Annotated in this window: 4 protein-coding genes and 3 pseudogenes; 2 read left to right on the forward strand and 5 right to left on the reverse strand. The window is 51.7% G+C overall.

Features of this window, described 5'->3' with window-relative positions; all coding sequences use genetic code 11:
- Positions 1 to 91, forward strand: a 91-nt coding sequence (locus BFF42_RS27685; RefSeq protein WP_001393237.1) for a hypothetical protein, incomplete at its 5' end; no start/stop codon positions are given.
- A 36-nt stretch (positions 92 to 127) separates the two neighbouring features.
- Here BFF42_RS27685 and BFF42_RS11135 read toward each other — a convergent pair.
- The 5 genes and pseudogenes from BFF42_RS11135 to arnA all read right to left on the reverse strand — a co-directional run.
- Positions 128 to 229, reverse strand: a pseudogene (locus BFF42_RS11135) (4-amino-4-deoxy-L-arabinose-phosphoundecaprenol flippase subunit ArnF); the annotation flags it as partial.
- Complete coding sequence (gene arnE / locus BFF42_RS11140) at positions 229 to 564, reverse strand: 4-amino-4-deoxy-L-arabinose-phosphoundecaprenol flippase subunit ArnE (protein WP_000638031.1); 336 nt, start codon at positions 562 to 564, stop codon at positions 229 to 231. The pseudogene BFF42_RS11135 and the gene arnE, both read right to left, overlap by 1 nt.
- Complete coding sequence (gene arnT / locus BFF42_RS11145; RefSeq protein WP_000844032.1) at positions 561 to 2,213, reverse strand: lipid IV(A) 4-amino-4-deoxy-L-arabinosyltransferase; 1,653 nt, start codon at positions 2,211 to 2,213, stop codon at positions 561 to 563. The genes arnE and arnT overlap by 4 nt, the downstream gene beginning before the upstream one ends.
- Positions 2,213 to 3,102, reverse strand: a pseudogene (gene arnD / locus BFF42_RS11150) (4-deoxy-4-formamido-L-arabinose-phosphoundecaprenol deformylase). Before arnD ends, arnT begins: the two are co-directional and overlap by 1 nt.
- Positions 3,099 to 4,688, reverse strand: a pseudogene (gene arnA, locus BFF42_RS11155) (bifunctional UDP-4-amino-4-deoxy-L-arabinose formyltransferase/UDP-glucuronic acid oxidase ArnA); the annotation flags it as partial. The pseudogenes arnA and arnD, both read right to left, overlap by 4 nt.
- A gap of 57 nt (positions 4,689 to 4,745) precedes the next feature.
- On the opposite strand from arnA, the gene BFF42_RS11160 reads away from it, so the two are divergent.
- Positions 4,746 to 4,856 (forward strand): IS1 family transposase (locus BFF42_RS11160; RefSeq protein ID WP_001677182.1); only part of this gene is annotated, 111 nt, incomplete at its 3' end.

The following is a 4,856-nucleotide window of genomic DNA, read 5'->3' on the forward strand; positions in this document are numbered from 1 at the left end:
CCTCCGCTATGTCCTTGACGTCATAGCCGACTGGCCGATAAACCGGGTCGGCGAACTGCTCCCCTGGCGCGTAGCACTGCCGACTGAATAACACATCCCTGTCAATACGGTTCTTGCTGCACGCTTACCATAAGTGCGTCATCGGCGGCAGATGACTTGCCGCAAAACCCAGGCTTAATTGCGCAACTGAGGCAATAATGACGCTGAATAATCCCCATATCAGGCCCATTACACCGTACTCCCGAGGATCACAATGCCACCAATAATGAACGCCACCCCACACCAGTGACGCGGCGATACCGGTTCGTGCCACAGTTTTACTGCAGCCAGCGTCACCCAGACAAAATTCAGACTTAACATCGGGTAGGCAATGCCTACCGGTACGTTCTGCAAGACCAGCAGCCAGAGCACCATGGCAAGACCAAGACAAGCCAGCGCCAGTCCCAGCCACAGCACGATATGTTTGCGCCGTTTGTTTATCGCCACAAAGCAGGTTGCCTGTTTCTGACACAACTGCCCGGCAACGCTAAGCAAGCTGGCAAAGACTAATGTTAGCCAGATCATTTGGGACGATACTGAATCAGCACCAGACGCTCCTGACGATCGATGGCATCTGCGGGCGGAATGGCGAGACTGTTGATATCTTCATCGCGGTCAACCGAAAGCACGAGTGTAATAATCCCCTCCTGACGATGTTGATTAAGCCAGTTTGCGAACTCATCACCGCTGACAAATCTCCCTTTCGCATCCGGATAATTAAGGCCGTATTTCAACTCACCTGTCTGGCGATACATGATGATGTCATCGCGTTGTAGGCTCCATGCCAGACCTGCGGCAACACCGACGCTATCAGTAAGAATATAGCGGCTTGGTTGAAGTGATTCTTGTGTCATCTCGACAAAAAATTGCGGATGTTTTCCTTCCATGACTCTGTCAGGAATTGAAAATCCTACCAGCAACGCCAGCCCCAGCGGGCAAAGCGCGGCGAAAGACCAGGTCTTTTCGACGTTTGTTAAGGTGTACCAGCCGAAAAATGCCCATAGCGAAAAAATCGACCAGGCACAAAAGACTTTATAGCTCTCGAAGGTTTGCCACACCGGCGTGTTCATTGGTCCCCACGGGGAGACCACAAATGTGGCAATAATGCCAGTGACGCCAAAAGCGATGTTAATCCAGCCATTAATCCGCAGCGCCAGAGGATTATTTTTTGCTGCCAGCAAAGCGTAATGCGCCATCAGCATTGCCAGAGATGCAAAGCAGGAAAGAATATAGGTGGGCAATTTACCTTTAGCGACGGAGAAAAACAGCAGCGGCATTATCGTCCAGCTCAACAAATAGACGGTTGCGGAATGCTTGCGGTTTTTCCAGCCTGTGTACAGTGCACCGGGGAGTAATCCCAGCCACGGCAGGCTACCGGCAATGATGACCGGCACGTAGTACCAGAACGGAGCTCTATGTTGGGCATCATCCAGTGCAAAGCGTTGAATATGCTCAATCCAGAAAAAATAGTGCCAGAAGTCAGGCTCCCGCTGCGCTATCGCCAGTCCCCAAGGGAGAACCGTCAGTACGCAACTGATAACCGCCAGCCAGCCGTAAATAAAGAGATCTTTCCAGCGTTTTTGCGTCGCTACCCATGGCAGCACGCTTAATACCGGCACGGCAAGGGCGAGAAAACCTTTGGTCATCACCCCCATGCCGCAGGTGATTCCCAGCAGTAAAAATCCTGCGCTTTTGCCTTTCCACGTCTGTGCCTGCATTGCCAGCCAGAAGCTGCACATTCCCGCCACCAGCCAGAATGCAATAAACGGATCGAGCACGGCATAAGTGCCGATGGCATAGACAATAAACAATGAGAGATAAATTACTGTGGCGAGTAGAGCCAGACGTTTATCGCGCCATAAGCGCAGAGTAAACCAGGTCACCAGCGCGGCAGTTAACAGGGTCGCAAAGATAACGCCTGCCCGCACACCAAAGTTATTCGCGCCAAATAGCCATTGCCCAATGCTGTTAATCCAGTATCCGGCAATGGGTTTTTCGAAATAACGTAGCCCTAACAGATGGGGCACAATCCAGTCGCCGGATGCCAGCATTTCTCGACTGATTTCCGCATAACGCGTTTCATCGGGTTGCCAGAGCAGACGCGTGCTGATCGGTAACAGGTAATAGCAGGCAATAAACGCGAAGAGGCCGATAAGGTAACGTACCGATTTCATCAGCGACTACCCGCAATTTGTTGGCAACCCAGCCAGCCTTCACGTCCGGCAATATTTCCGCGAACAACTTGTCCGAGCGGCAACGTCTCTGATAACAGTTCGCTTAAAGGGCAAAATGTCACGCCTTCCTGAGCTGCGCGTTTGAGGAGATCCACAAAATTATGCTGATAAGCGCAGCCTTCAACTTCTGCATGAATGGTATAAACCGGCGTGCCTTTATCTCGCAGGATGCGGTTGAGTAACCAACCGTTAAAATCTTCTGTTTTCACATCCCGACCAATCACTTCATCCCAGGTGGGTAAGGTCACCGGAATTTGCGCAGTGCCAGGGTTTCCTGATTCGAGCAATGGACGGAACGGCATGGCCCCACGACAATCGCTGTTGTAGCGCAAATGGAACGCTTCTTTTGCTTCGATCACCTTCTGGTCGGCACGCCAGCCCGCAGCGGCAGAACAGGTTACCGGTTGACCGATAATCTCTTCCAGAGTGCGAAGACCGCGTGCAATATCGTCGATCATTGTTTGCCGATCCCAGTTACCGCTACGGGCTTGCCAGGCATGGTGATCCCAGGCGTGCAGGCCGACTTCGTGATGTTTAGCCGCTTCACGAATGATATCGGCATTGGCATGACCAATCTCTTTACCTGGCCAGCCGTACCTGCCAGTAAAATATCCCAGCCATAAAGCGATGCCGCGTTTGAGCGCAGCATCTTCCACAAAAACTGTGGCTTCACCAGTCGCCAGAGATGGCGGCCCATATTGTCCGGGCCGACGCTGAAAAAAATGCTGGCCTGAATATTATGCTTACTCAAGATTTCCAGCAGACGCGGCACGCCTTCACGGGTGCCACGAAAGGTATCGACATCAATGCGTAAGCCTACTTTGGTCATGATGGTTTATCCGTAAGATCAACGGTGCGCAGGAAGAAATCCAGCGTTTCGTCGATGGTTTCCTGCATATCAATTTTCGGCTCCCAGTCCAGGCAGCGGTGGGCATTGCGGATGCTCGGTTTACGATGCTCTACGTCCTGATATCCTTTGCCGTAGTAGCTGCTACTTTCGACAACGCGAAAGCCCGCAAACGGTGGGAAATGATGGCGCAGCGGATGTTTTTCGAAGCTCGCCAGCAGCATCTTGCCCAGTTCCTCAATGCTCGCTTCGTTCTCAGGATTGCCAATGTTGATAATTTCACCGTCGCAGCGATTTCCCGCATTTTCGATAATGCGGTATAACGCCTCGATACCATCGCGAATATCAGTAAAGCAGCGTTTTTGTTTTCCGCCATCAATCAGCTTAATCGGTGAACCTTCTACCAGATTGAGAATGAGTTGCGTAATAGCGCGGGAGCTGCCGATTCGTGCCGCATTAAGGTTATCCAGTCGTGGTCCCATCCAGTTAAACGGGCGGAAGAGGGTGAACTGTAAACCCTCTTTTTCGCCATAGGCCCAGATCACCCGATCAAGTAATTGTTTTGATACCGAATAAATCCAGCGTGGTTTATTCACCGGGCCGACGATTAAATTAGAATGGTCCTCATCGAAGTATTTATCGCTACACATCCCATAAACTTCTGAAGTTGACGGGAAGATGATTCGCTTACGGTACTTCACGCAGTAGCGGATAATGCGCAGATTCTCTTCAAAATCGAGTTCAAATACGCGCAGCGGGTTGCGGGTATATTCAATCGGCGTGGCTATCGCCACCAGCGGCAAGACGACATCACATTTTTTGACATGATACTCAATCCATTCGGAATGAATACTGATATCGCCTTCAACAAAGTGAAAATGCGGATGATTCAGAAAACGGCTTATCGCATCGCTGCCAATATCCAGACCGTAAACTTCATAATGATCTTCGCGCAGCAGGCGTTCTGTCAGATGGTTGCCAATAAAGCCATTCACCCCGAGGATGAGTACCCGGGTACGGCGTCGGACGGTGCAGGCAGGCTGGCTATTCAAGCGTGAACCTTGCACCAGGCCCAGCGTCTGCGCTAATTGCGAGCCCTGCATAGTAATGCCGTCGCCCGCCTGTCCGGTGACGATTTCCAGCGCGCCATCGCCACAGGCAATCAACAGCGGTGCAATAGAAATCACGCTCCCCGGCTGTGCTTTGCTGGCATGAGGATGAACACGCGACGACCAGACAGTGAATTTCTGATTGCCAACATAGCTGAAGGCACTCGGCCACGGATCGGCAACGGCACGTACCATGTTGTGCAGTACGGATGCCGGTTTATGCCATTCAAGGAAACTGTCATCCGGCGTTCTGCGACCAAAACAGGTGGCTTCGTTTTCGCGCTGGGCGATTTCCAGAATATTACCGTGTTTAATGGCGGGTAATGTCTGTTCCAGTAGCTGGCGCGCGGCATGGCACAATTTATGATGCAGCGTAATAGCGATATCGTCTGGCGCAATGGCAACGCGCAGTTGCGCCACAATGGCCCCAGCATCGGCACGTTTTACCATTCGGTGCAATGGGTGATGCTGCCAACTTACTGATTTAGTGTATGATGGTGTTTTTGAGGTGCTCCAGTGGCTTCTGTTTCTATCAGCTGTCCCTCCTGTTCAGCTACTGACGGGGTGGTGCGTAACGGCAAAAGCACTGCCGGACATCAGCGCTATCTCTGCTCTCACTGCCGTAAA

This window comes from Shigella sp. FC1661, assembly GCF_001712525.1.
Lineage (GTDB): Bacteria > Pseudomonadota > Gammaproteobacteria > Enterobacterales > Enterobacteriaceae > Escherichia > Escherichia coli.

Excerpts from the sequence above, each read along its gene's own strand:
- arnE (WP_000638031.1), bottom strand. The coding sequence starts at position 564 with ATGATCTGGCTAACATTAGTCTTTGCCAGCTTGCTTAGCGTTGCCGGG.
- arnT (WP_000844032.1), bottom strand. The coding sequence starts at position 2,213 with ATGAAATCGGTACGTTACCTTATCGGCCTCTTCGCGTTTATTGCCTGC.